The sequence below is a fragment of the Rhodococcus kronopolitis genome (assembly GCF_042654025.1).
Lineage (GTDB): Bacteria > Actinomycetota > Actinomycetes > Mycobacteriales > Mycobacteriaceae > Rhodococcus_G > Rhodococcus_G kronopolitis.
On record NZ_JBHSFO010000015.1, the window covers coordinates 283,670 to 308,321 of the forward strand.

26 protein-coding genes and 1 pseudogene are annotated in these 24,652 nt (G+C 70.8%); 14 read left to right on the top strand and 13 right to left on the bottom strand.

All coding sequences use genetic code 11. The features are described from left to right. On the bottom strand, window positions 1-921 hold the full coding sequence (gene pheA / locus ACFO6S_RS20800; protein WP_378419871.1) for a prephenate dehydratase: 921 nt from the start codon (window positions 919-921) through the stop codon (window positions 1-3). A 38-nt stretch (window positions 922-959) separates the two neighbouring features. Further along, on the bottom strand, window positions 960-1,694 hold the full coding sequence (locus ACFO6S_RS20805) for a hypothetical protein (protein WP_378419872.1): 735 nt from the start codon (window positions 1,692-1,694) through the stop codon (window positions 960-962). 107 nt (window positions 1,695-1,801) lie between these two features. Between ACFO6S_RS20805 and ACFO6S_RS20810 the strand changes: the two genes are divergently transcribed. From ACFO6S_RS20810 to ACFO6S_RS20830, 5 genes are all read left to right on the top strand, one after another. Beyond that, window positions 1,802-2,602: a DUF2470 domain-containing protein gene (locus ACFO6S_RS20810; RefSeq protein WP_378419873.1), complete on the top strand. Its 801-nt coding sequence runs from the start codon at window positions 1,802-1,804 to the stop codon at window positions 2,600-2,602. A 25-nt stretch (window positions 2,603-2,627) separates the two neighbouring features. Beyond that, window positions 2,628-3,440, top strand: coding sequence for a CPBP family intramembrane glutamic endopeptidase (locus tag ACFO6S_RS20815; protein ID WP_378419874.1), 813 nt, complete (start codon window positions 2,628-2,630; stop codon window positions 3,438-3,440). A gap of 363 nt (window positions 3,441-3,803) precedes the next feature. Then, complete coding sequence (locus tag ACFO6S_RS20820) at window positions 3,804-5,000, top strand: LCP family protein (RefSeq protein WP_378419875.1); 1,197 nt, start codon at window positions 3,804-3,806, stop codon at window positions 4,998-5,000. Window positions 5,001-5,086: 86 nt separating this feature from the next. Further along, on the top strand, window positions 5,087-5,632 hold the full coding sequence (locus tag ACFO6S_RS20825) for a ferritin (protein ID WP_378419876.1): 546 nt from the start codon (window positions 5,087-5,089) through the stop codon (window positions 5,630-5,632). 158 nt (window positions 5,633-5,790) lie between these two features. Then, window positions 5,791-6,339: a ferritin gene (locus ACFO6S_RS20830; RefSeq protein WP_378419877.1), complete on the top strand. Its 549-nt coding sequence runs from the start codon at window positions 5,791-5,793 to the stop codon at window positions 6,337-6,339. On the opposite strand, the gene pdxR is transcribed toward ACFO6S_RS20830, so the two are convergent. Continuing rightward, the gene (pdxR, locus tag ACFO6S_RS20835; RefSeq protein ID WP_378419878.1) at window positions 6,336-7,784 is read right to left on the bottom strand and encodes a MocR-like pyridoxine biosynthesis transcription factor PdxR; all 1,449 of its coding nucleotides are present in this window, start codon (window positions 7,782-7,784) and stop codon (window positions 6,336-6,338) included. The genes ACFO6S_RS20830 and pdxR overlap by 4 nt on opposite strands. Before the next feature lie 50 nt (window positions 7,785-7,834). Here pdxR and ACFO6S_RS20840 point away from each other — a divergent pair, with 50 nt between their 5' ends. Continuing rightward, a complete protein-coding gene (locus tag ACFO6S_RS20840; RefSeq protein WP_378419879.1) occupies window positions 7,835-8,293 on the top strand; it encodes a carboxymuconolactone decarboxylase family protein in 459 nt (152 codons plus the stop codon). A 60-nt stretch (window positions 8,294-8,353) separates the two neighbouring features. Here the strand turns inward: ACFO6S_RS20840 and ACFO6S_RS20845 are convergent, their stop codons facing one another. From ACFO6S_RS20845 to ACFO6S_RS20860, 4 genes are read right to left on the bottom strand one after another with little or no spacing between them, the layout of a single operon-like run. Next, a complete protein-coding gene (locus tag ACFO6S_RS20845) occupies window positions 8,354-9,268 on the bottom strand; it encodes a DUF5926 family protein (RefSeq protein ID WP_378419880.1) in 915 nt (304 codons plus the stop codon). 22 nt (window positions 9,269-9,290) lie between these two features. Further along, on the bottom strand, window positions 9,291-10,055 hold the full coding sequence (locus ACFO6S_RS20850; protein WP_378419881.1) for a glycerophosphodiester phosphodiesterase: 765 nt from the start codon (window positions 10,053-10,055) through the stop codon (window positions 9,291-9,293). After that, complete coding sequence (locus tag ACFO6S_RS20855; RefSeq protein WP_378419882.1) at window positions 10,052-10,975, bottom strand: DUF4328 domain-containing protein; 924 nt, start codon at window positions 10,973-10,975, stop codon at window positions 10,052-10,054. Before ACFO6S_RS20855 ends, ACFO6S_RS20850 begins: the two co-directional genes overlap by 4 nt. Further along, on the bottom strand, window positions 10,976-11,320 hold the full coding sequence (locus tag ACFO6S_RS20860) for a rhodanese-like domain-containing protein (protein WP_378419883.1): 345 nt from the start codon (window positions 11,318-11,320) through the stop codon (window positions 10,976-10,978). Between the two features lie 249 nt (window positions 11,321-11,569). Here ACFO6S_RS20860 and ACFO6S_RS20865 point away from each other — a divergent pair, with 249 nt between their 5' ends. Further along, window positions 11,570-12,499, top strand: coding sequence for an LLM class F420-dependent oxidoreductase (locus tag ACFO6S_RS20865; RefSeq protein ID WP_378419884.1), 930 nt, complete (start codon window positions 11,570-11,572; stop codon window positions 12,497-12,499). A gap of 5 nt (window positions 12,500-12,504) precedes the next feature. Here the strand turns inward: ACFO6S_RS20865 and ACFO6S_RS20870 are convergent, their stop codons facing one another. The 3 genes from ACFO6S_RS20870 to ACFO6S_RS20880 form a co-directional block, all read right to left on the bottom strand. Further along, a complete protein-coding gene (locus ACFO6S_RS20870) occupies window positions 12,505-13,086 on the bottom strand; it encodes an Rv1733c family protein (RefSeq protein WP_378419885.1) in 582 nt (193 codons plus the stop codon). 143 nt (window positions 13,087-13,229) lie between these two features. Beyond that, window positions 13,230-13,940: a peptide-methionine (S)-S-oxide reductase MsrA gene (gene msrA / locus ACFO6S_RS20875; protein ID WP_378419886.1), complete on the bottom strand. Its 711-nt coding sequence runs from the start codon at window positions 13,938-13,940 to the stop codon at window positions 13,230-13,232. After that, entirely contained in the window at window positions 13,889-15,115 is a 1,227-nt protein-coding gene (locus ACFO6S_RS20880) for an acyltransferase family protein (protein ID WP_378419963.1), read from the bottom strand. Before ACFO6S_RS20880 ends, msrA begins: the two co-directional genes overlap by 52 nt. A 259-nt stretch (window positions 15,116-15,374) precedes the next feature. Between ACFO6S_RS20880 and ACFO6S_RS20885 the strand changes: the two genes are divergently transcribed. From ACFO6S_RS20885 to ACFO6S_RS20900, 4 genes are all read left to right on the top strand, one after another. Continuing rightward, entirely contained in the window at window positions 15,375-15,998 is a 624-nt protein-coding gene (locus ACFO6S_RS20885) for a superoxide dismutase (protein WP_378419887.1), read from the top strand. Window positions 15,999-16,102: 104 nt separating this feature from the next. After that, window positions 16,103-16,957 (top strand): SMP-30/gluconolactonase/LRE family protein, encoded by an 855-nt coding sequence (locus tag ACFO6S_RS20890; protein WP_378419888.1) that lies wholly within the window; start codon window positions 16,103-16,105, stop codon window positions 16,955-16,957. Window positions 16,958-17,055: 98 nt separating this feature from the next. Continuing rightward, a complete protein-coding gene (locus ACFO6S_RS20895; RefSeq protein ID WP_378419889.1) occupies window positions 17,056-17,583 on the top strand; it encodes a peptidase in 528 nt (175 codons plus the stop codon). 263 nt (window positions 17,584-17,846) lie between these two features. Further along, a complete protein-coding gene (locus ACFO6S_RS20900) occupies window positions 17,847-18,551 on the top strand; it encodes a TMEM165/GDT1 family protein (protein ID WP_378419890.1) in 705 nt (234 codons plus the stop codon). 7 nt (window positions 18,552-18,558) lie between these two features. Here the strand turns inward: ACFO6S_RS20900 and ACFO6S_RS20905 are convergent, their stop codons facing one another. Then, the gene (locus tag ACFO6S_RS20905) at window positions 18,559-18,927 is read right to left on the bottom strand and encodes a hypothetical protein (protein ID WP_378419891.1); all 369 of its coding nucleotides are present in this window, start codon (window positions 18,925-18,927) and stop codon (window positions 18,559-18,561) included. A gap of 983 nt (window positions 18,928-19,910) precedes the next feature. Here ACFO6S_RS20905 and ACFO6S_RS20910 point away from each other — a divergent pair. Continuing rightward, a complete protein-coding gene (locus ACFO6S_RS20910; protein ID WP_378419892.1) occupies window positions 19,911-20,264 on the top strand; it encodes a TraR/DksA family transcriptional regulator in 354 nt (117 codons plus the stop codon). 69 nt (window positions 20,265-20,333) lie between these two features. Here ACFO6S_RS20910 and ACFO6S_RS20915 read toward each other — a convergent pair whose 3' ends face one another. Further along, a complete protein-coding gene (locus ACFO6S_RS20915; protein ID WP_378419893.1) occupies window positions 20,334-20,828 on the bottom strand; it encodes a MarR family winged helix-turn-helix transcriptional regulator in 495 nt (164 codons plus the stop codon). A gap of 73 nt (window positions 20,829-20,901) precedes the next feature. Between ACFO6S_RS20915 and ACFO6S_RS20920 the strand changes: the two genes are divergently transcribed. Further along, window positions 20,902-22,323 carry an FUSC family protein gene (locus ACFO6S_RS20920; RefSeq protein WP_378419894.1) on the top strand — a complete coding sequence of 474 codons (1,422 nt, stop codon included), beginning with the start codon at window positions 20,902-20,904 and terminating at the stop codon, window positions 22,321-22,323. An 802-nt stretch (window positions 22,324-23,125) separates the two neighbouring features. Next, window positions 23,126-23,893, top strand: a complete 768-nt coding sequence (locus ACFO6S_RS20925) for an SDR family NAD(P)-dependent oxidoreductase (RefSeq protein ID WP_378419895.1) — start codon at window positions 23,126-23,128, stop codon at window positions 23,891-23,893. Here the strand turns inward: ACFO6S_RS20925 and ACFO6S_RS20930 are convergent. Beyond that, window positions 23,836-24,078: pseudogene (locus ACFO6S_RS20930) on the bottom strand (hypothetical protein); the annotation flags it as partial. The gene ACFO6S_RS20925 and the pseudogene ACFO6S_RS20930 overlap by 58 nt on opposite strands. Window positions 24,079-24,652: the final 574 nt, after the last annotated feature.

Sequence of the window (24,652 nt, forward strand, 5' to 3'; positions counted from 1 at the left end):
TCACTTTCCCCCGTCCGGCTCACCCGCGGTGATCCGCCGCAGCCATTCGCTCGCCTCCACGTCCGACGGCGGCCGCTTCCCGCCGGGCGTCGCGGCCGGCCACGACCCTAGGAACCGGACGGTGTGCTTGCGGTGCAGGGCCTTGAGCGCCTCCGCTACGGCGGTGTCGTCGATGTGTCCGATGCAGTCCAGGAAGAACCGGTAGGTGCCGAACTCGACGCGGGTCGGACGGGACTCGATCCGGGTGAGGTCGATTCCGCGAGTGGAGAACTCGGACATCGCACCGACCAGGGAACCGGGCTCGTTGCTCAGCTGCAGCACCACCGCGGTGCGGTCCGCCCCGGTCGGCGCGGGGGGCGGCGCGGGCCGGGTGACCAGCACGAAGCGGGTGCGGGCCCCGTCCACGTCGGCGACCGAGGCGGCCAGCGTGCTCAGCCCCAGCCGCTCGCCCGCCAACGCTGTGGAGACGGCCGCGTCGGCGAGGCCCGCCGCCACGTCCTCCGCGGCGCCTGCGTTCGAGGACGCGGACTCGAGCACCGCGTCCGGCAGGTTGCGTTCGAGCCAGAGCCGCACCTGCGCGGCGGCGATCGGGTAGGCGCGGATGGTGCGCACCTCACCGAGGGTGCTGCCCGGACGGCCGAGGATGGTGAAGCGCACGTCCAGCTCGGTCTCGGCCACGATCTGCAGGCGCTCGCCCGAGGCCAGCGCGTCCATGGTCGGCGGGACCGGGCCCTCCACCGAGCTCTCGATCGGCACGACCGCCGCGTCCACCACGCCGTCCCGGACGCGGTCCAGCGCCGCGGGCTGGCTCGGTGCGGCGATCCGCTCGACCGGGCCGTCGAAGGCGCCGTCCTTCTCGAACTGGGCCAGAGCCATCTCGGTGAAGGTCCCGGATGGTCCGAAGTAGGCGATGCGAGGCACGGGTCAAGGCTACTGTCCGCACCAGAGGAAAGTGCCGATCAGGACCTGAGGTCGGTGGCGATCCCATGTTCGAACAGGTGCGACTCGACCGCCTCCGGGTCGGTGACGTCGATGCCGACGAGCACCTCACGGATCGCGGCCGACGCCGCGCTGCTGAGCGCGGCGACCGGCCGGGGGTCCGCGGCGACGAAGGCGGCGCCGATGTCGTCGCCGCGCAGCGCGGCCACCGTCGCGGCGAGCACCGCCACCACCTCGGCCCCGGTCCGGGCCCGGGCCACGAATCCCACCTCGGAGTGCGCAAGTACGGCCAGGAAGTCGGCGACGTCCTCGGCCGCGGCGCAGGCGTCGAGTCCGGGGTGGGCACCGGCCTCGCAGATCCGGGTGGCGGACTCGGCGGCCCAGCCGCGGGGCTGGTCGCCACGCTCGACGAAGACGGTCAGCCGAGCAGGCAGCGACAGCGGATCGCCCTGCGCGAGCGCGATCACGTCATCGAGTTGCCCTGCACTGCAGTCGATCTCGAATCGATCCGCCCGCGCACCCGCGGCCGCCTGAAGGTCGGAGTTCACATCGAGCCGGACACCGACCGGATCCTCGGGCGGCACGCTCCCGGCCGCGAGCAGCGCGGCGGCGTCGAGCACCGGCGGCCCGAACAGGGCGCCGCGACGGCGGGCGCGGACGGCGTCCGCATCGGCACAGACCTCGAACAGCAGCCCGGCGAGCGGCGGCTGGGGATCGCGAGGGGCGGGCGCTTGCAGCGTGAGCAGGGTGGACACGCCAACCACGGTAATCGCGACGGAAGGCCTTGCGCACCCCGGGCACCCACCCGTAACTTAGGCATGGCTAACCTACTGTGACCCAGGCAACGAGAGGATCCCCCGAGATGAGTGCCCCAGCCCGCGCGGCCACCGACACCACGCCCGGCCCGTCCACCGCGGAACTGGTCCGCAGCGCCTGCGCCCGGTCCCGTCAGGCGGTGCTGGCGATCGACGGCACCGACCCGGTCGCGGTGCCGGTCCACCACCTGCGGGCCGGGGGCGACGTGGTGCTCACGGTGCCCAGCGACTCGTCGGCGACCGCCCTCGCGTGGCAGGCAGGCCGGGGCGGGCTGCCGGCGATGCTGGAACTGACCGACCGGGCACCGCTCGCGCTCCGCGAACCGGTCCGCTCGCTGGTCTGGCTGCGCGGCAGCCTGCACGCCGTGCCCACCGAAGCGTCCCGGTCACTGGCCGCGGCCGTCGCCGACGCCCACCCCGACGCCGGCCTGCTCGACGTCGGCCACACCACCACGCTGCTGCGGCTGGTGCTGCACTCCGCCGTCGTCGCGGACAGCCACGGCGCCGAGCCGGTCCCCCTGGAGGACCTGCTGGCGGCCCGACCGGACCCGTTCTGCGCGGTCGAGGACCACTGGCTGGCGCACCTCGAGTCCGACCACGGCGAGCTGGTGGACCTGCTCGCGCGGCGGCTGCCCCGACACCTGCGCGCCGGCCGGGTCCGGCCCCTCGGCCTGGACCGCTACGGCATCCGGCTGCGGGTCGAGACCGGCGACGCGACCAACGGGCGGGTCGACACCGACGTCCGGATGCCCTTCGCCGAACCGGTCGACGACGCCGGCGCGCTGAGCCGGGCCCTGCGCCTGCTCGTCGGGTGCCCCTTCGTGAACGGCCTGCGCGCCCGGCCGTGACGGCGCGCGGACTACCGTTGCCCACGTGACCAGGCTCGACGAATGGCTCCGGCCGACCGCCCCTCCCCGGAGTGAACCCGCGCCGACGCCCGCGGAGCGACGGGCACTGTGGTTCGAGGTCACCGTCGTCCTGCTCGTCACCTTCGGGCTCAGCGGGCTGTCCGGAATCCTGTCGCTGATCGAGGACGCCACGGCTCCCGGCGGGCTCGCCGAGCAGACGGTCGCGCTGAACACCTCCCAGTCCCGGGTCGGCTGGATCGACCTCGGCCGCCAACTGCTGGGCGTGCTGCGGCTGTGTGCCTGGGCGGCGCTGGGTCTGTACCTGCTCTGGCGCAGCGGCCTCGGGCCCGCCAGGATCGGCCTGCCGTGGCCGCCGCGCCGGCGTCGCGACCTGCTGCCCGGTGTCTGGATCGCGGCACTGATCGGGCTGCCGGGGCTCGCCCTGTACCTGGTCGCGAACGCCGTCGGCATCAACCTCACCGTGCTGCCCAGCACCGTCGAGGAGCACTGGTGGCGGCTGCCGGTCCTGACGGCATGGGCGTTCGCGAACTCGGCCGCCGAGGAGGTGCTGGTGGTCGCGTACCTGATCTCCCGGCTGCGGCGCCTCGGCTTCAGCGAGAACCGGTCGCTCCTGGCGTCCGCGCTGCTGCGCGGCAGCTACCACCTCTATCAGGGCCTCGGCGGCGGACTCGGCAACGTGCTGATGGGGCTGGTCTTCGGGCGCTACTGGCAGAAGACCGGGCGGTTGTGGCCGCTGATCGTGGCGCACTGGCTGATCGACACCGTCGCGTTCGTCGGGTACGCGCTGCTGCGCGGCCGCATTTCCTGGCTGCCCTGACCCGTACAGTCGATTCACGTGAACGGCGACCATCCCCAGCATCGTGATCCCCGTGACCCCGGCGCGGGTCACGGCGGCGCGCCGCGTCCGCAGCGGCCGCCGGCACAGCCGAATCAGCCGAATCAGCCCCCGCGCCGCGTCCCGCCGCCGAACTACCCGCCGCCGCGACCCCAGCAGCCCCAGCCCCAGTACCCCGAACGGCAGTACCCGCCACGCCCGCAGCCCCGGCAGCCCCAGCCGACGCAGCAGCCGAGGCCCCAGCCGGCCCCGTACCCCCGGCCGACGCAGCAACCCCAGCCGTCACAGCATCCCCAGCCCACGCACCGTGGCGGACCCACTGCCCCCGGGCCCGAGGGCACCCAGGTGATCCGTCGCGACGGCCGCCGCGCCCAGCCGCCGCAGTCTCCGGATCGAGCCTGGTCGCAGTCCCCCGGCCAGCAGCCGCCCGGGACCTACGCCCCACGGCAGACGCCGCACCCGTACGCCGACCCGAACCGGCAGCCGGCCCGGCCCGAGAGCGGCCGACCGGGCACCGCCGGGCCTCCGCCGCGGCGTCCCCAGCCCACACCGCCGTCGCCGCCGGAGCAGCCGCCCACGCCCGCCCGCGCCCGCCGGCGGCCGCACTGGGGACGCCGGATCGGACTAGTCCTGCTGGCCCTGCTGGTGCTCGTCGGCGGCTCCACGATCTACCTGGACCGGTCGCTGAACCGCATCGACGCGCTCGCCGACTATCCCGGACGAATCTCGGACACCCCGGGCACCAACTGGCTGCTCGTCGGCTCCGACAGCCGGGCCGGGCTGACCCCGGAGGAGGAGGCCGCGCTGACCACCGGCGGCGACATCGGCGAGGGCCGCACCGACACCATCCTCATCGTGCACATCCCGAAGAGCGGCGCCGCGACGATGGTGTCCATCCCCCGCGACTCCTACGTGCCCATTCCCGGCTACGGCCGGGACAAGGTCAACGCGTCGTTCTCGCTCGGCGGCCCGCAACTGCTGGTCCAGACCCTCGAGGAGGCGACCGGCCTGCGGATGGACCACTACGTCGAGATCGGTTTCGGCGGCTTCGCCGGCATCGTCGACGCCCTCGGTGGGGTGAACCTGTGCGTGCCGTACGCGATCGACGACCCGCTGGCGGGGATCAACCTGCAGCCGGGCTGCCAGGACCTGACTGGCACCCAGGCGCTCGGCTTCGTCCGCAGCCGCGCGACGCCGCTGGCGGACCTGGACCGGATGAACAACCAGCGGGCCTTCATGGCCGCGCTGCTGAAGAAGGCGACCGATGTCGGCACGCTGGTCAACCCGTTCCGGCTGTGGTCGATGGCCAGCGAGTCCGCGGCCACCCTGCAGGTCGACGACGGCGACCACCTGTGGAACCTGGCCGGGTTGGCCTGGGCGATGCGGGGCGACCTCGTCACCACCACCGTCCCGGTCGGCGGATTCGAGGATGTCGACGGCTCCGGGAACGTCCTGCTCTGGGACCGCGAACGCGCATCGCAGTTCTTCGCCGCGTTGGCCGACGACAAACCAATTCCCTCCGATTTGGTGACCACGAATTAGTCGCCCCACACCGTCCGTGCGCCTTTCTCGGTTCCCGTCAGAAAGGCGCACGGGCGCGATTCGACCCACCCGGTAATCTGAACCGCATGAGCACTCGAGACCGCAGCGAATTTCACGACCTACTCAGCGTCCAGGTGCGTAACGAGTTCACCGCGTCGCAGCAGTACATCGCGGTCGCGGTGTACTTCGACGGAAACGACCTCCCGCAGCTGGCCAAGCGGTTCTACAGCCAGGCGACCGAGGAACGCGACCACGCGATGATGATGATCCAGTACCTGCTCGACAACGATCTCGAGGTCAAGATCCCGGGTATCGACGAGGTCGTCACCGAGTTCGGGTCGGTCCGGGAGCCGGTGGAACTGGCGCTGAACCAGGAGCGCGCCGTCACCGAACAGGTCACCAAGCTGGCGCGCACCGCCCGCGACACCGGCGACTACCTGGGCGAGCAGTTCATCCAGTGGTTCCTCAAGGAGCAGGTCGAAGAGGTCGCCTCGATGACCACCCTGCTGTCCATCGTCGACCGCGCAGGCGAGAACCTGTTCAACGTCGAGGACTTCGTCGCCAGGGAGATGAACTCGGCCGCGGCGAAGGACCGCACCGCGCCGAAGATCGCCGGCGGCGGGGCCGTCTGACGCGGCGTACCCGTCCGGAGTGAATGGGGGGAATCCGTGACCGCGGATTCCCCCCATTTCCCTTTCCAAGGTGAGGCTGAACTCAATTAGGCAACACTGCCCTCATTTAGGCTTCACTTGGATGACAATGGCCACTGACCAGCGATACCGTCTCGCCCATGGGCGATTCCGTAGATACCGACAGGTCCAAGTTTCACACCCTGCTGCATGACCAGATTCGAAACGAATTCAATGCGTCGCACCAGTACATCGCGACCGCGGTCTACTACGACAACGCGGACCTGCCCCAACTCGCCAAGCATTTCTATTCGCAGGCGGTCGAGGAACGCAACCACGCGATGATGATCGTCCAGTACTTCCTGGACCGGGAGATGACCGTGGACATGACGGGCGTCGACAACGCCAAGTCGCACTTCGCGGACACCCGGGAGCCGATCGCACTGGCCCTGCAGCAGGAGCGGACGGTGACCGAGCAGATCATCGCGCTCGCGAGCACCGCGCGCGAGGAGGGCGACTACCTCGGCGAGCAGTTCATGCAGTGGTTCCTCAAGGAGCAGGTCGAGGAGGTCGCCTCGATGACCACCCTGCTGGCCATCGCGGACCGTGCGGGCGCCAACCTGTTCGACCTCGAGGACTTCGTCGCGCGCGAGATGAACCAGCCCAAGGACTCGGTCGGCGCGCCGTCGGCGGCCGGCGGGACCATCTAGACCGAGGCACTGCCCCCGGGCTCGATCCCGGCCGTCGCCAGCACCCGGCAGAGCACCTCGAGTGCGCCGGCGAAGGCGTTCTCCGGCGAGGCACCGAAGCCGACCACCACCCCGTCCCGAGGCGGGGTGGTGGCGTCCGGGTGCCGCAGCGGCGACAGCGGCCCCAGCGAGAGACCCGCGGCGGCCGCGGCGGCCAGCACGCGCCGCTCGCTGCCCGGCGGCAGGTCGACGACGGCGTGCAGCCCGGCCGCGATGCCCGACAGTCGCACCGCAGGCGCCCGTTCGGCGAGCATCGACACCAGCCGGTCGCGGCGACCGCGATAGCGCGACCGCATCAGCCGGACCTGCCGGTCATAGGCGCCGCAGGCCAGGAAGTCGGCGAGCGCCAACTGGTCCGGCACGCTCACCCACCGCTCCCAGACGCCCTTGGCCTCGACCACCGGGTCCACGAGCCGGTCCGGCAGCACCATCCAGCCCAGACGCAACGCCGGCGACAGGCTCTTGCTGACCGAACCGAGGTACACCACCCTGTCCGGATCGAGATCCTGCATCGCACCCACCGGCTGCCGGTCGTAGCGGAACTCGCCGTCGTAGTCGTCCTCGAGCACCAGGCCGTCGGACGTGCGGGCCCAGTCCATCACCGCCGCACGGCGTTCCGGGTGCAGCGGCCCACCGATCGGGAACTGGTGGGCCGGCGTGAGCAGCACCGCGGCCGCCCCCGACGACGCCAGTTCCCCGACCCTGGCCCCGTGCTCGTCCACGGTCAGCGGCACCGTGCGCAGGCCCGCCTCGGCGAGCAGGCCGCGGTGCACGTGCAGCCCGTACGACTCGACGGCGACCGTGGCGGCCCCGGCCCGCGCCACCGACGCGGACCGCGCCAGCACGGACCCGAGCAACGTCAGCGCGTGTGCGGTGCCCGCGCACACCACGATCCGGTCCGGGTCCGCCCGCACACCACGCGTCCGGTACAGGTAGTCCGCCAAGGCAATTCGCAACTCCGGCCGACCCCGGGGATCACCCGGGCCGAAGGCCTCACTCGGCGCCGCGGTCAGCGCGCGGCGGGTGGAGGCGATCCAGGCGGCGCGGGGAAACGACGCGGGGTCCGGCGAGCCCGGACTCAGGTCGTACGCCGGCGCCACCGCCGCGGGAGGTCTGCGGGTTCCCCCGGCCGTCGCGGCGACCGCGCGCGGCGCCACCCGGGTGCCCGAGCCCTGCCGGGCGGTGAGCCAGCCCTCGGCCACCAGTTCCGCGTACGCGTCCGCCACCGTGTTGCGGGCGACCCCGAGGTCCGCGGCCAGGGCCCTCGACGGTGGCAGCGCGGCCCCCGGAGCCAGCCGACCGGACCTGATGCCCTCGCGGAGTGCGGCGGTCAGCGCGGACCGCACGCCGCCCCGGGCGCCGAGGTCCAGATGCAGGTCCAGCCCGGAATTGGCCCACGATTTCACGGACAGATTGAACCATCCGGACGGACCATTCGGGGCATACAGTCGAATCCATGACCACACCCGAGCACCCGCAGCGAGTCAACTTCTTCAAGCACGCGCCCGAGGTCTACCAGGCGATGATCGCCCTGGACGCCGCGGCCAGGACGGGCGTCGACCCGGTCCTCGCCGAACTGGTGGTCACCCGCGCCTCCCAGATCAACCACTGTGCGTGGTGCATCGACATGCACACCACGGACGCCCGGAAAGTCGGGATCAGCGAGCAGAAGCTCCACCTCCTCCCCGCGTGGGAGGAGGTGCCGGCCCTGTTCACGGAGCGCGAGCGCGCCGCGCTCGCCCTGACCGAGGCCGTGACGGTCCTGACGGACGGCTTCGTGCCCGACGACGTCTACAACCGGGCCGCGGCGCACTTCGACGACGCCGAGCTTGCCCAGCTGATCGGCCTGATCCTCTCCATCAACGCCTGGAACCGGATCGCGGTCACGACCAGGCGCACCCCGGCGATCCGGTAGACGACGACGGGCGCCGCAAGTCCGTGGGACGAGCGGCGCCCGTCGGGCGTCGTGAAGCGGTCAGCGAATGGTGATCTGGCGGCCGCGCAGGCCGTCGCGGCTGCGACGCTCCTGCGAGGTCAGCGGCGCGTCGACGGCCAGCGCCTGGTCGAGCCGGTCGCCGAGTTCCGCGGTGGCCGCCGCCCACTCCTGCGCGTGCCGCTCACGGTCGAGGTCGAACACCGGCACCAGCAGGCCGTGGGCCCGGAACGAACCCGCGTAGCGCGAGCCCTCGCCGAGGGTCAGGCCGCCGGCCGCGTGCACCCGGGCCAGGGCCAGCATCAGCTGGTCCTCGTCCTCGGGACGGACCCAGCGCAGGTGCGCCTTCTCGCCGGCGTCGACCCACCAGGCCGCGACCACACCGTCGGCGTCGAGGCGGGCGGACGGCATGATCACCTCGTTGGCGCGCTCGACGGTGGCGGCGACCTCGGGGGCAGGCGTGACGCCCTCCGGGATCCACCAGTTGAAGTCCTGGTGCACGGTGATGTCGAGCGGCGCGGACGCGTCGATGACGTCGGCGGGCCGCGGGCGGTCCGCGTCGACGCCTGCGGCGGTGAGGGACTCGCCGGGCGCGGCGGTGGCGGCCCAGGACGCGGCGGCGGCGAGGTCCGCTGCCAGGTCCGCGGAGTGCGCCTGCACCTGCATGCCGACGAAGCCGGTCGCGGAGTCCGTCTCGTCGCGCACCAGCGCGGCGACGGCGCCGGGCAGCACGGTCGCGATCACCACGGCGCGGTCGGCGCCGGTCATCGGCAGCGGCGCGGTGGCGGACGGGACGAACTCACGCATCGCGACCAGGTCGCACTCGGCGGCCAGGCCGGCGAACGGCCGGGACACCGCGGTCGCCGCGATGCTCTCCTGGGCGGCGCGGCGCTCGGCGAGCTTGGCCGCGCGGTTGCTGTCGGGCTTCGGACCACTGTTTCTTTTGCTCTTACCCACGACCGGAAACCTACACGGCCCGCTACCGTGCCAGCAGTTCCTTGGTGCGGCCCGGGTGGTTCGTGGCAATCCAGCCGACGCCGAGGTCCCGGCACAGCTGCACGTCGGCGGGCTCGTCGACGGTCCAGCAGTAGGTGGCCCGCCCCGCGGCGGCCGCCCGGTCCACCAGTTCCGGGTGCTCACGCAGCGACTTGATCGACGGCCCGACGGCGGTGGCCCCGACCGTGGTCGCCGCGCCGCCGCCGAGATAGCGCGAGGCGTCGCCCAGCAGCACCGTCGGGAGCAGCGGTGCCGCCCGCCGGATCCGCCACACCGCGGTCGCGGAGAAGGACATCACCACCGCCCGCGAGTGGCTCGCCGACACCGGCGCGGACAGCCCGAACCGGGCCAGCTCCGCCAGCACCTTGCTCTCGACCAGCCCGCCGTACCGCACCGGGTGCTTGGTCTCGATGAACAGCTTGGTCGGCCGGGACCGGTGGTCGAGGACCAGGGTGATCAGCTCCGCGAGCGTCAGCAGCCCTGCCGGGTCGTCGTCGGTGCCGAAGTCGAGCGAGCTCAGGTGCTGCAGCGTCATCTCGCTGACCAGACCGGTACCGGAGGAGGTGCGGTCCACCCGGCGGTCGTGCACGCACACCAGGTGGCCGTCGCGGGTGAGCCGCACGTCGCACTCGAGGCCGTCGGCGCCCTGCTCGAGCGCCAGCTCGTACGCCGCGAGGGTGTGCTCGGGCCGGGCCGCCGACGCCCCGCGGTGGGCGACGACGAGTGGTCCGCGACGGTCCCCGCTCACGGCACCAGTACCCATCGCGTCCGGTCCCGCGGCCTGCCGGTGAGCGCGAGCCCGTCGACCCGCCGGATCACCAGCAGCGTCAGCACCGCCACCGCCACCGCCACCAGGTTGCCGGCCGCGGCCAGCAGCACCCCGTCGGCCCGGGCCTGCACGGAGTCCTGCGAACGCCACAGCAGGTTCACCGCCGCCAGCAGGCCGCCGCCCACCCAGAGCGCCCACCACAGCCGAATAAGATTGCGGGTCTTGGTATTCCGTTCGTCGAGCTCGTGCAGGTACACGCCGGGGAACACCAGGTTCAGGACCGGGACCAGGCATCCGGCGACCACCGCGGCCTGCCGACGCGGATCGCTGCGACCGGCGGCCGCGTAGTGGGCGGCGCGGGCCCGCAGCAGCCAGGCCACCGATGCCGCGGCGGCGGCGAGCGCCACCATCGGCGCCATCGTCCCGGCCGCACCGACCAGTCCGTCGGACACCGCGAGCACGGTCGGGGAGATCAGCGTGCTGCGGTTGCGCAGCAGCAGCGCGTACCGGAACAGTTCCGCCAGCGCCCCGACCGCGAACAGCACCGCGGCGGCGGTGAGCAACGTGGGCGCGAGGTCCGCGAGCCGCTCCGGCGGGCCGTACTCGTCGTCGTCGTCGGCCTCGGCGGGCGGCGGGTCCAGCAGGCCCCAGCGCGGCATCTCCCGGTACGACGGCGGCCCCGCGGCGGCCGTCGGCGTGCCGGCGTCCGGCCCGGACCGGCGGGGCGAGGCGCCGGGGCGCCGGGCGACCCAGCGGAAGTTGCGTCGCGACGGCGGTTCCGGACGGGCCGGGTCGGTCGGCGAGAGCAACACGCCGTGGCAACGGGGGCACCACTGCGCGGGGCCGCCGACCACCGGCCAACGGGCGGCGCAGCGGGCACAGACCTGGACGGCGCTCATCTAGTAGATCTTCGCGGGCCGGCCGTCGTCCGCGGTCAGTGGCCGTCCGGAGTGTTGCCAGGCGACCATCCCGCCGGCCACGTTGTAGGCGTCGAAGCCGACGCGGTTGAGGTACTCGACCACCTGGATCGACCGGCCGCCCTGTCGGCACACCACGAACACCTGGGCGTCGATGTCGATCTCGTCCATCCGCGCGGGCACGTCGACCATCGGGATGTGCTGGGCGCCGGGCGCATGCCCGTCCGCCCACTCGTATTCCTCACGCACATCCAGCAGTACGGCGTCCGCGGACAGTTCGGCGGGCACCTCCCCCACCGACACCGAGGGCACATCACCAAAGCTCACATCCTCGATCTTGTCACGTTCTCCGTGTCCACGGCGGCGGAGTCGACGAAGGTTGTCCACACCCTGGGGAAAGGGGGGCAACCGGGGTTATCCACAGACCTGGGCCCGCTCACGACCGGATATGTGACGTGCGACACAAGCTATCCACGAGTTATCCACAGTTTCCACAGCCTTGTCCACACAGGTAGTGCACAGCACTAACGACCTGCGGTGCGCGGGGTCCCCGGCGAGCTGGCACCCTGATGAGCTATGGAGTTGAGAATCTTCACCGAACCCCAGCAGGGCGCCACCTACGAGCAGTTGCTGCGGGTCGCCCAGTCCGCCGAGCAACTCGGGTACGGAGCGTTCTTCCGCTCCGACCACTACCTCGCGATGAACTCCGACGGGCTGCCCGGGCCGTCCGACGCATGGATCACCCTGGCCGGTCTGGCCCGCGAGACCTCCACGATCCGACTCGGCACCCTCGTCACGTCCGCGACCTTCCGGCACCCGGGCCCGCTGGCGATCACCGTCGCGCAGGTCGACGCGATGAGCGGCGGCCGCGTCGAGTTCGGTCTGGGCGCCGGCTGGTACGAGGAGGAGCACCTCGCGTACGGCATCCCGTTCCCCAGCCTCAAGGAGCGCTTCGACAAGCTGGAGGAGACCCTCGCCGTGGTCACCGGCATGTGGCGCACGCCCGTCGGCGAGACCTTCTCCTACGACGGCGCCCACCACCGCATCCTCGACTCGCCGGCCCTGCCCAAGCCGCACCACCCGGAGGGGCCGCCGATCGTCATCGGCGGCATGGGCCGTCGGCGCACCCCCGCGCTCGCCGCGCGCTACGCCGACGAGTTCAACCTGCCCTTCGCCTCGCTCGAGGACTCCGCGACGCAGTTCGAACGGGTGCGGCAGGCATGCCGGACCATCGACCGCGATCCCGCCGAGCTGGTGTACTCGAACGCCCTGGTCCTGTGCTGCGGCCGCACCGAGGCGGAGCTCGCGGCCCGGGCCGCACGGATCGGCCGCGAGGTCTCCGAACTGCGCGAGAACGGCGCCGCCGGATCGCCAGCAGAACTGGTGGACAAGATCGGCCGGTACGGCGAGCTCGGTGCGACCCGGGTGTACCTGCAGACCCTCGACCTCGACGACCTGGACCACCTCGAACTGGTCGCCACGGAAGTGCTGCCGCAGCTGCGCTGAATCCGCTACCGGGCTGGGGCGTCGCCCAGCAGGCCCGCGAGCGCCCGGGTCCACTGCTCGTCGCGGCGCCGGTTGAGCACGCCCGTCCCGATCGCGACGCCGGTACCCGCCAGCATCATCGCCGACACCCAGGTGAACACCGCGACGGACGGCCCGGCCGTCGCGGCGTCGGCGACCGGTATCGGCGGAGCGGACCGGTTGCCCTCGGAGTCGACCCAGATGTCGACGTGGGTGCCGGCCGGGGCGCCGGCGTCCGCCACGACGCGACCGCGGTGCACCTCGCCGGCCCAGGTCCAGGTCGCGGTCACCACGTCGACGGCGCGGATCCCGGGATCGACGGCCGCCTCGTGGTCGGCCGCGTCGACGGTGGTGGCGGTGGTCGTCCGCAGCTCGCGCGCCTGTTGCTGCGCGAGCGCGACCTGCTGCTCGCCGGTGCGCGCGCCCAGCCAGCAGGCGAGCGGAACGAGGACGACGGCCAGGACCGCCAGTCCCACCATCAGTGCCGCCTCGAGGCGGTCCGAGCCCCGGGCGACCGATCCGGGCGGCGGGCGCAGCAGCCGCAACGTCAGCGACAACCGACCGTGCACACTTCCCGACATCCGCACTCGGCCCTCACCACTCGGCGCCGCCCCCGGCGGGGGCACTCGCCCCACATTTGTACGCCGTACGGACATGGGTCAAGACCTTGCGGGCTCCGTCACAGTCGGTCGCCCGGTCGCGTGGGTAGAACTCAGGTCGGCGGCAGGACGTCCGTCTGCGCCGGCACCTCGTCCTGGCGCAGCACCCCGACCGGGCAGCTGACGCCGGTCGCGTGCACGGGGCAGTAGCCGTTGGGGTTCTTCGCCAGGTACTGCTGGTGGTACGCCTCGGCGTAGTAGAAGGTGTGCAGCGCCGCGATCTCGGTGGTGATCGCCCCGTAGCCGGCCGCGGACAGCCGCGCCCCGAAGGTCTCCGCCGTCGCCCGCGCGGTCGCGGCCTGCGCCGCGTCGACGGTGTAGATCGCGGACCGGTACTGGCTGCCCTGGTCGTTGCCCTGCCGCAGGCCCTGCGTCGGATCGTGGTTCTCCCAGAAGTGGGCGAGCACGCCCGCGTAGGGGAGCACCGCCGGGTCGAACACCACCAGGACGGCCTCGGTGTGGCCGGTTCGGCCCGAGCAGGTCTCCTCGTAGGTGGGATTGGGGGTGAACCCGCCCGCGTATCCGACGGCGGTGCTGTACACGCCGTCGAGCTGCCAGAACTCCTTCTCGGCGCCCCAGAAGCACCCCATGCCGACCACCGCGGTCTCCAGCCCGTCCGGGAAGGGCGGGACCAGCCGGTGTCCGTTGACGTGGTGTGCCTCCGGCACCGGCATCGGCTCTTCTCGCCCGGGCAGCGCCTCGTCGGCGCTGATCAGGTGAGATTTTGCGGATGCGCGGCCGAGGATGTCGTCATACCAGGACATTCCTCAATGCTACGCGGGGACCGGTCCACCACGACGGCGGACTCGACGCCCGTCCACCCCTCCGGTCCCGCTGCGGCGGCCGGGTCCGGCACCGCCGGAGCGGGCGGATCCGTCGGCTCCCGACTCCAGATCCTGGCGGCGAGGTCACCGACCAGGCGGCCGCCGGGCACCTCGACGAACCGGTACATCAGCTCCGACGCGGCCGCGGTCACCACCAGGAACGCCAGCACGGCGCCGGTGGTGCCGACGGAGTCGACGGTCAGCTGGAAGACCCGGTAGAGGATCAGGGTGTGCAGCAGGTAGATGGCGTAGCTGCGGGTCGCGACCCAGCGCACCGCCGACCACCGGCCGACCGGCCCGGAGTACCGGGCCAGGGCCAGCACCGCGGCCGTGACCACCACGATGGTCCACAGGTAGCGGTCACCCGACCAGTACACCCGGATGTCGGTGGCCAGGCGCACCACCTCGAACTGCGCGATCATCGCCACCACGACCCAGCGCCAGCTCGCCAGCCGGGACCAACCGAGGTAGATGATCTGGCCGATGAACAGCGTCGGCAGCGTCGCCGCGACCTTGCTGAGCATCGGCACCGAGTACGGCTGCGGCACGAACTGGTTGTAGAGCAGCACCGCCGCGCACAGCGCCGCGCCGAGCATCGGCACCGCGATCGGGGCGGCGCGCAGCAGCGGACGGACCGCGGCCAGGTAGAGGTAGAAGATCACCTGCACCACCAGCGTCCAGACCACCCCCAGCACCGCGACCTCGGGGGTGAGGAAGAAGCCGCCGAGCACGAAGCTCAGCGCCGCCTGAGAGTTGGTGATCGTCTCCTGGGGGCTGAACATGCCGTTGACGCCCAGCTTGACCAGCAGCACGGCCAGCGCGATCGCCACCCACAGGCCGGGCAGCAGGCGGCCGACCCGGTTGAACAGGAACCGCCCCGGGGTCTGCCGTGCCGCCGACGAGGTCAGCATCAGCCCGGTCAGCATCATGAAGACCGCGACGCCCAGGAACGACAGGTGCTGGTTGAGGCCGCCGTCGTCGACCAGTGAGTCGTAGACCAGGTCGATCAGCCACCAGCCGGAACCCAGGTCGTCGATCAGGTACAGCGAGACGTGCGAGTAGAGGACGGCGAGCACGGCCAGCGCCCGCAGCAGGTTTGCGCCCCCGAAGTTGATCCGCGGGACCGGCGCGGGCGCCGTCACGGAATCGCGTTGCTGTCGGGGCACCGGACGAGTTTAAGGTTCCGTTCATCGCCCGGACGAATTCCCGTCGCTCGCGTCACATCGCACTGACCGGCCCTTTCGTGCCGCCGCCGATGCGCCCGCCTGCCGACAGCGCTTGCGGACGGTGTACGAATGGGATTGGGTTTACACCCAGAAAGCTCAAGCAAGGTACACCCCGGGTGCATCCGCGCCCGTCTAGGAAGGGACCCTCGTGTCTGTCTACTCGCTGCCTGAACTGCCCTACGACTACGCGGCCCTCGAGCCGCACATCTCCGCGAAGATCATGGAGCTGCACCACAGCAAGCACCACGCGGCCTACGTCGCCGGCGCCAACGCGGCCCTCGAGAAGCTGGCGGAGCTGCGCGCGTCCGACACGCTCGCGCCCGTCGTGAACCTGCACGAGAAGAACCTGGCGTTCCACCTCGGTGGCCACACCAACCACTCGGTGTTCTGGAACAACCTCTCCCCCGAGGGTGGCGACAAGCCCGAGGGCGAGCTGGCCGCGGCGATCGACGACCAGTTCGGCAGCTTCGACGCCTTCCGCAGCCACTTCTCGGCCAACGCCAACGCCATCCAGGGCTCCGGCTGGTCCATCCTGGCCTGGGACTCCATCGCCCAGCGGCTGATCATCGTCCAGCTGTACGACCAGCAGGGCAACATCTCCATCGGCCTGGTCCCGCTGCTGATGCTCGACATGTGGGAGCACGCCTTCTATCTCGACTACCAGAACGTCAAGGGCGACTACGTCAACGCCTTCTGGAACATCGTGAACTGGGCCGACGTTGCCGCGCGCTTCGACCGCGCCCGCACCCAGACCGCCGGTCTGATCGTCTAACTGCAGTTTTCACTGCTCGACTTTCGCCGCGCCCCGTCCCCGGGTCGCGGCGAAAGTCGTCTTCGGCGGGGTCCGTCGGCGCCGCCGAGTCGTATGGTTGAGGCGTGACTGTGATCACAGACACGCTGATCGAAGGGCTCACGTTCCCCACGGGCGCGCGGTGGCACGACGGCCACCTGTGGTTCTCCGACACCCACGCCTGCGAGGTGCTCGCGTACGACCCGGGCACCGGCGCGCTGAACACCGTGGCGGAGGTTCCCGGACGCCCGTCCGGCCTGGGCTTCCTGCCCGACGGCCGGCTGCTGGTCGCGTCCACCGTGGACCGGACGGTGCTGCGCCGCGAGGTGGACGGCACGCTGGTGGTGCACGCCGACGTCTCCGGGATCGCGACGTGGCACGTCAACGACATGTGCGTGGACCGGACCGGCCGCGCCTATCTGGGCAACCACGGCGACGACAGCACTCCCCCGTCCCCGCCGCGCGCCGCCGACCTCGCGATGATCGAGCCCGACGGCACCGTGCACGCCGTCGCCACCGACATGATGTTCGCGGGCGGCATGGTCGTGACCGCCGCCGGCGACACCCTGGTGGTCGCCGAGGCCCGGGCGACGCCCGGACGGCTGACCGCCTTCACCGTCGAGCCCGACGGCAGCCTCGCGCAACGTCGCGTGCTGGCCGAGTTCGACCCGGGCGTGTCCCCGTACGGGCTGGCCGTCGACGGCGAGGACGGCATCTGGGTGGCGTCGCCGGTCAGCGGCGAGGCGATCCGCGTCGACGCCACGGGCACCGTCACCGACCGACTGGCCGTGCCGGACCCGTACACCCTGGCCCTCGGCGGTGCCGACGGCCGCGACCTGTTCGTCGGCACCGCCACCACCTGGGTCCCCGAGGAGGCCGCGGACCGGCGGACCGGCGCGGTCCGACTGCTGCGGGTGACGGTTCCGGCCGCCCGGCCCTGAGCCCGGCCCGACGAGTTGTCTGCCCGTCGAGGTGGGCGCATCCTGGAGGTGACCGGGCAGGTCGCCCGGTCCGCAGTCCGAGGGATCGGGGGCGGGAGATGGACAGGCACGGGCAGATCGGGGTCGCACCGTTCCACGCCGCGGGTTCGCTGCGCGGGTTCGTCATCTACGGCCGCTGGCCGAACACCACCAGGGAGTGGGCTCAGCTGCTGGTGTTCACCGTCCGAGTCGCGTCTGTTCCCGGATTGCTTTCCACCTCAACGGTTTTCGGTGCACGCGAGGAGCTTCCCGAGAACCCGGACCCGGACATGGTCGGCCTGGTCGTCGCCGCGGGTCCGGTGATCGGCAGCTCCGCAGTCACCCCGGGATGTTTCGCGGACCACCAGCCGCCGGCCCTGCTGATGCTGCACCCGCCGTCGGAGACGGTGCCGTCGCTGCCGGAGTGCGCGGGGGCTGCGTCGGGCTGCGTGCTGCTGCCGGGGCTGCCGTACCTGGGGCTCGACCACCGGGCGGCCTGGGTGGAGGCCGAGCCCGACGGCACCGTGAACTCGATGGTCAGCCGGGTGAGCCTGGACCCGAGCTGCGACCCCGACACCGCCGTTTTGGCGATGCTGCTCGCCGCCTGACGCACCCCGGAATTCGAAAGTTCGGCTCCCCAAACTTGTTGTGCGCTTTGCGATTTCACAAAACCGGCGGTACTGTCGGTTTCAACGAAGGGGAGTAGCCCCCAATCGAGCAGTCGACATACTGGCGCGCGCCTCATCGGCACCCCGCCCGGCTGCCCGAACCGGCACCGCCGGTGGGCGAGACCTTCGGCCGTCGACGCACCCGCGTCGGGGGCCGGAGGAAGGTCCCCACATCCTCCGAATCGACGAGACGGAGGATCCACGTGCTTGCCGCCCTGCTGCTGAGTTTCGGCGTCATCTTCGTCGCCGAACTCGGCGACAAGTCCCAGCTGATGGCCATGGCGTTCGCCCTGCGCTACAAGTGGTGGGTCGTCATCGGCGCCATCACCGCGGCGACGACGGTGGTGCACCTGGTCTCCGTCGGCGTCGGCCACTACCTGGGTGCGGCCCTGCCGACGAACCTGATCAGCATCGTCGGCGGCATCGCGTTCGTGATCTTCGCGGCCTGGACGCTGCGCGGCGACAGCCTCACCGACGACGAGCAGAACAAGGCCGCGCGGGTCGGCACCTCAGCGTTCCTTGCGGTCGCGTCAGCGTTCTTCCTGGCCGAACTCGGCGACAAGACGATGCTCGCGACCATCACCCTCGCCGCGGACAACGACTGGGTGGGCGTGTGGATCGGCTCGACGATCGGCATGGTCGCCGCGGACGCGCTGGCGATCATCGTCGGCGCGGTCCTCGGCAGGCACCTGCCGGACCGGTTCATCCAGCTCGCCGCCGCGACACTGTTCCTGGTGTTCGGCGTCATGCTGCTGCTCGAAGGGCTGTTCCCGGGCAACCCGGCCGGCCCGATCGCCGCCGTGTCGATCCTCGCCGTCGCGGCCGCGGCCGGTGTGGTGCACCGGGTGCGGTCCCGGCGGCTGGGCGCGCTACCGGTCGAGGGGCCTCGCGAGTCCCTCGACCGGTAGGCGGCCGCTAGGAACCGGTGCTGCCGTAACCCTGGTGAAACCCGTCATCGAGATTCGGCTCGTCTGGATACTCGCACCAGCCGCTGATCGTGGTGCCGTTCTCCTCGAGCACCGGCCAGTCCCGAGCCTCGAGACCGGCGACGGTGATCCCGAAACCACCCTCCAGCACGGATCCGACCCTTGCCGTCAAGGGGACGCTGTACTGGACGGTGACAAAAGAATTCATCGGCCAGCTACCCGTGAAGGTCACCGCCCCCGTCTTCTCGTCGACGGACGTCTCGGGCGCCGGCGCTGATACAAACCCCACGACACCCGGCTCGTACCACTTGACGTCGACCGACAGGAACTGCGACCCCTTGGGCAGGTACGCGGTCACTCGCTCGATGGACTTTGAACTGTCGACCGATTTGATCTGGATCAACGATTCGACGAGTTCACCGGGATATGCCGTGGCCCGGCCACTTCGCTCCACCGTGATGCCGTCGAAAGTCCGAGACGCACTGCCACGGCGATCGTCACAGGCAGGCAGTTCCGCTCCCACCGATCCCGCCGCAAAGATCGGCATGACCCCGGCGAGGGCCGGAAGAGAGTCGGCCGATCCCGGTTCCGCCAGGGCGGAACCGGCACCTGTGGTCAGCCCGCCGGCGAGAAGCGCGGCGGCGGCGAGCGTGGTCGCTGCGCGCCGGATCAGACCTGTCGACCGCATGGAAATTGTTCGCACAGAAAAACCCTTCTTCGAGTAGTTCTAACACGTGATGAAGTGGCCGATTCCGAGAAGCCGGACCCCCGATCTCGCCCCGACATGGCAGGTGCGTGCGGCCACGTCCGCCACACTCACACCGCCGTCCCGCGCAAAGATAGCGCATCAAATCGACTTGGCAGCAACGAATTTCATGACCATTATCTGATCAGGCCGGGTCCTCGCGAGCCTCTCGGCAGGTAGGCGCCGAGCAACGGTTCAGGTACCCGAGCTAGCTAGCGGGCAAAGAATCACTGCGTCCTCGGGCAGCACCATGCTCGCCGTACTCGGCAACGCCGCGAGCATCGCCCCACCCGCACCACACATTCCTTCCCATTGCCACACACCCCATCCGTGCCGGGAAACCGACCCCCCAATGCCCGCCCAACCCAGACAACCCCGCCAGACTAAGCACAAAACGGACCAACCGTCCCGGAATCAGGGACCCTGTTTCCCCAGGCAGCAGTGTTAAACACAAATCCAGACGGGCCAGTATCGTGGCTTCGACACCGATCGCGTCCGGGATACTGCACGCCCACCGGCTCGTCGAACCGACCGGCTTCCGTACACCCTGCCGACCTCCGGGTACCGGAACCGTACGGTTTCACGTTGAACCAGGCATGACGCTTCCCGAATCAGGCACCGCCTCGCCGCAAGAGCGGATCGCCGCCGAACGGAGCGCGGCCACCCACCGCATCGACCTCCTCGCCGCCCGGCTCGCTGAGATCATCGAGGGCTCGCACCTGACCACCGACGACGACGAACACGACCCGGAGGGCTCGACCATCGCCTTCGAACGCGCCCAGACGGCAGCGTTGCTCGCCGAGGCCCGGCGTGACCTCGACGAACTCGACGCGGCCGAGCGACTGATCGACGCGGGTACCTACGGCGTGTGCGAGAAATGCGGACGGGCGATCAGTCCGGAACGGCTGGAGGCGCTGCCCGCCGCGCGGCGGTGCATCGACTGCGCCTGATGCGGTGTCCGTCCCCGACGGGTCGCCGGTCACTCAATGGGCGTGGCTACCACTGCAGAGACGGCCTCCTCAGCGTTCCGAGACCGCCGAGATCCGCCTCAGCAACTTTGAAAGTGTTTCTCGCTCAACGTCATCTAATCCGACGAGCAACTGTCGATCCAGTTCGAGGCGGCGGGGGAAGTGCTCGGCAACGAACTCACGGCCAGCGTCGGTCAACTCCAGCAGCACCACCCGGCCGTCACGCTCGAACGGCCGGCGTCGCATCAGACCCATCGTCACCAACCGGTCGGCATGCTTGGTGGTCGCGGCACCGCTGACCATCGTCACCGCGGTGACCTCGCTGGCCCGCAGGGGCCGTCCGCTACGGGCCAGCGCACCCAACACGTCGAACTCGGCTCGCGTGACGCCGGTCGACGCCAACATCTGATCGAGCCTGGCCAGGGACTGCGCTCCGATCCGGCCGATCCGGCCGATCACCTCGACCGGAGTCAGGTCCTCGTCGGGGTAGACCCCGGCCCACTGATCGCGAACACGGTCCACGAAGTCGTCATCGGTCGTACCCATGGGCACATCGTAGCGACCAGGCACACAATGCTTCACTGTTAATTTACTCGTGAAATATATGTATCCTGGGGCGATGCCTGACTCCCTCACCCTCACCCTCACCACCCGACCCGGCCACCTGCGCCGGACCGGCGAGGCGCTGGCGCATGCGACGTCAGCCGACGCCTGGCGCGGCGCCCTCGAGGTCCGCGCCGCCGACGCCACCGTGGCGCCCGCCGTGCGAGTCGGGATCGCCGCGGCGGTGACCCTGGTCGCGGGGGGCCTGCTCGGCCAACCGGCACTTGCCGGGATCGCGGCCCTCGGCGCGCTGACCGCGGCGTTCGCCCGGCACGAGCCCTACCCGAGGCTGGCCGCCAAACTGGCCGTGGTTGCCGGCAGCCTGGTCTCGTTCGTCGTTCTCGGCGCTGTTGCAGGCGTCGCCGGACTCACGACGGGCTGGCAGATCGTGCTGCTGTCCTCGGCCGCGGGCCTGGCCTCGTTGGTCCTCGGCGCGTTCCGGATCACCGGCCCGGGCGCCGTCATCTTCGTCTTCGCCGCGATGGCCGCGGTCGGCTATTCCCATACGGCCGCGGACCTCACGGCGGTCACGCTCGCCGTGATGGCCGGCGCCCTGGTCGGCTGGGTGGCCGCCCTGACACCCGCTGCATTCGTGCCGATGGGCGCCGCCCGCCTCGCGACGGCTCGCGCACTCGCCGCTGTCGCCCGCCTCGGCGAACCCGGACCGGGGGACCCTGCCGCGGCACGCGGCGCCCTCGCCCATGCCCGCGAGGTGGTCGCGGTCAGCGCCCGCGGCGAGCACGGAGTTGCGCACGCGCACGACCTCACCGCCCTGCTCGCCGACGCCGACCTCGCGGTGGAGCGCTGGCTGATCGACGGCGACACCGACCCGCTGCACCAAGTCGCCGTACACGAGCAGGAACTCCGTAAGGTCAAGCGACACATCAGTACTTCCCGTCGATTCGACGCACCGGAGCTACCCCTGGTCGAAGGAGTCCTGGCCACCGGGGCACGCCGGCTGCGCGCGCGCGGACTCCTCGTGAACGGCGCACGCATCGCCGCGGCGTCGGCACTCGCCGGCTGGGTCGCCGCGGCCGCCGGGCTCGGGCACCCCCTGTGGGCCTCACTCGGCGCCATTGCCGCAATGCAGGGGCTCACCTTCAGCCACACCGCGCAGCGCGCCATCGCCCGACTGCTCGGCAACGTCGGTGGCGCGGTGATCGCGGCGCTCCTCATCGCGGCCGCCCCGAACTACTGGCAGGCGGTGGTCGTCATCGTCGCACTGCAGGTGGTCGCCGAACTCCTGGTGGTCAGGAACTACGCGCTTACCTCACTGGCCGTCACCCCGATGGCCCTGCTGATGGTCGGACTGGGCACACCCGTCACCCCCGACATCGCGGTCGACCGGGTGCTGGACACCCTGGTCGGTGCGGTGGTCGGCGTCGTGGTCGCAGCGGTCACGCTGCGCCGGCCCGTCGATTCGCCCACCGCCGACTGACGCCGGGACGCATTCGCGGAGTACCGATCTCAGACCACCGCGATCACCAAACCGAACTGCCGGACGGGTGCGACACACCCGCCCGGCTCATCGACGCCGACAACATGCTGCGCGGTGGGGGCGGCCCCGCGAGTTCGGTCAGCGGGAAGTCGCGGGTGCCCACGGCAAGGCGGGCCAGGGACCCATTCCATTACCCGCCAGGATGGCGAGCAACCGCTGTGTGTCGGTGGGGCTAGGGCAGTCACCGGATTCGCCGACACACGCCGCGTAGATTTCGGAGGGGTCGAAGGAGCCAGACGCTATTCCCTGCCGGATCACCATTGCCGAGACCAGGTCCGGAACAAAGCCGACAACGCTGATCACGACCGAATTGGACATATCGACACTCGCGGTGTCGACGCTCCCGGCACCAGCAGTCTCCGCCGCCGATGCCGTACCGGCACCGAGAGCCAAACCACTGCCGAGCAGAGCCGCGCTGACAAGGACGGCCGCGCCGCGGCGCGCCAAGTTCCGAGACATACAAGATTTCCCTTCGTTCCACATGACATGACATGACGGAGCGACCAACACCTGCGAATGCCCCCGACCGCGCCAGCATAGAGATCGACAACCAATTCGGGCACGGAAACCAGAACAGGCATATTCGCAGGTCAAGCGTTGTACACAACAGATTCCACCCAGTGATCGACACCCGCCTCCCAGACTTTCGGTGAACTGTTGTTAACCAGACTCACGGCCAGGCGCTATCGTTCAGGTCACTACCGGCTGGCCAACGGTGGCCGCCAGAAAAGAGGATCGAACAGTGGAACTCCAGGGAACCGCGGCACTGGTCACCGGTGCAGCCTCCGGCCTCGGCGCAGCCACCGCGAAGCGCTTCGCCGACGCCGGCGCCACCGTCTTCGGGCTGGACCTGGCCCAGTCCATCGAGCGGGCCGGCGACAGCGTCCCGGCCGGCGTCACCCTCATCCCCACCGACGTCACCAGCGGCGACGAGGTGCAGGCCGCGATCGAGCAGGTCGTGGCCTCCGGCGTGCCGCTGCGCACGGTCGTCAACTGCGCCGGCGTCGGCTGGGCCGGCCGCATCCTGTCCAAGAACGGCCCGCACGACCTGGAGCTGTTCCGCACGGTCATCACCGTCAACCTGCTGGGCACCTTCAACGTGATGCGCCTGGGAGCCGACGCGATCGCCAAGACCGACGCCGTCGACGCCACCGGCCAGCGCGGCGTGGTCATCAACACCGCCTCCGTCGCGGCGTTCGAGGGCCAGATCGGCCAGATCGCGTACTCCGCGTCCAAGGGCGGCGTGCACGGCATGACCGTCCCGGCCGCCCGCGACCTCGCGCAGTTCGGCATCCGAGTCAACACCATCGCCCCCGGCATCATCGACACCCCGATGCTCGCCGGCGTCACCGACGAGTACCGCAAGGGCCTCGAGTCCGGCGTGCCGTTCCCGTCCCGCCTGGGCCGTCCGGACGAGTACGCGCAGCTCGCGCAGATGATCGTCGAGCACGACTACCTCAACGGCGAGACCATCCGCATGGACGGCGCGCTGCGCATGGCGCCGCGGTAATCCTTCTCACACAATAGTTTTCGACGAGGGCTCCGGGGGTCAACCCCCGGAGCCCTCGCCCTCCTACAGGTCCGCCGCGGCGGCACCTCGGCCGCGGCGCGGTCGGTCATCCACTCCCGCAACACTTTCGTCGCGCGCACGTCGTCCTCGTTGTAGACCAGCAGCCGCTCACCCTGGATGAGATCCCGCCGCACCGCGATGCATCGACTGCACGCGACCCGCCCGCCCAGGACTCCCAAACGTGGGTACCCGACCAGCACTTCCGGACGGGTGCGGTGCGCACCCGCCCGGCTCACCCGACGACATCCGAACCATCGCCGACAAAGTCACCGTCAAAACGACCGGGATCAGTCCTACCAGTCAGTCGCGGGTGCCCACGGCAAGGCGGGCCAGGGACCCTCTGTGCCATTACCCGCCAAGATGCCGAGCAGGACCTGCATGGAGGTAGGTATCGAAGCGACGCATTCCTCCATGCCCTCCATTGCATTACACCCGAACGTAGGGGCGTCGATGACACCGATCAGGTCACCAGCCCACAGCGCCGAGCCCGAGGCCATCTCCGGAACAAAACCAACCACACTACCCACCACCTCGTCTCCGACAGAGGAGGCCGACGCCGTACCGGCACCGAGAACCAGACCACCACCGAGCAGAGCCGCACTGGCAAGAACCGCCGCCCCGCGGCGAGCCACGTTTCGAGACATACAGAAAACTCCTTCGTTCGACATGGAATGCCGGGAAAGCCAACACCCACGAACG